This is a genomic window from Kluyvera sp. 142486 (assembly GCF_046569695.1).
Taxonomy (GTDB): domain Bacteria; phylum Pseudomonadota; class Gammaproteobacteria; order Enterobacterales; family Enterobacteriaceae; genus Kluyvera.
Window position 1 is genome coordinate 1 of the sequence record NZ_JBKHUI010000042.1, and the last position, 978, is coordinate 978.

At 53.1% G+C, this 978-nt stretch carries 1 rRNA gene; it reads right to left on the minus strand.

The annotated features are described in order from the left end of the window. Positions 1–978, minus strand: a 23S ribosomal RNA gene (locus ACLGE8_RS22650); the annotation flags it as partial.

Genomic DNA, 978 nt, shown 5'->3' on the forward strand with positions numbered 1-978 from the left:
CACTTCACCTACATATCAGCGTGCCTTCTCCCGAAGTTACGGCACCATTTTGCCTAGTTCCTTCACCCGAGTTCTCTCAAGCGCCTTGGTATTCTCTACCTGACCACCTGTGTCGGTTTGGGGTACGATTTGATGTTACCTGATGCTTAGAGGCTTTTCCTGGAAGCAGGGCATTTGTTACTTCAGCACCGTAGTGCCTCGTCATCACACCTCAGCGTTAATAAGCGTCCGGATTTACCTAAACGCTCCGCCTACATGCTTAAACCGGGACAACCGTCGCCCGGCTAACATAGCCTTCTCCGTCCCCCCTTCGCAGTAACACCAAGTACAGGAATATTAACCTGTTTCCCATCGACTACGCCTTTCGGCCTCGCCTTAGGGGTCGACTCACCCTGCCCCGATTAACGTTGGACAGGAACCCTTGGTCTTCCGGCGTGCGGGTTTTTCACCCGCATTATCGTTACTTATGTCAGCATTCGCACTTCTGATACCTCCAGCATCCCTCACGAGACACCTTCGCAGGCTTACAGAACGCTCCCCTACCCAACAACACATAGTGTCGCTGCCGCAGCTTCGGTGCACAGTTTAGCCCCGTTACATCTTCCGCGCAGGCCGACTCGACCAGTGAGCTATTACGCTTTCTTTAAATGATGGCTGCTTCTAAGCCAACATCCTGGCTGTCTGAGCCTTCCCACATCGTTTCCCACTTAACTGTGACTTTGGGACCTTAGCTGGCGGTCTGGGTTGTTTCCCTCTTCACGACGGACGTTAGCACCCGCCGTGTGTCTCCCGTGATAACATTCTTCGGTATTCGTAGTTTGCATCGGGTTGGTAAGTCGGGATGACCCCCTAGCCGAAACAGTGCTCTACCCCCGAAGATGAGTTCACGAGGCGCTACCTAAATAGCTTTCGGGGAGAACCAGCTATCTCCCGGTTTGATTGGCCTTTCACCCCCAGCCACAAGTCATCCGCTAATTT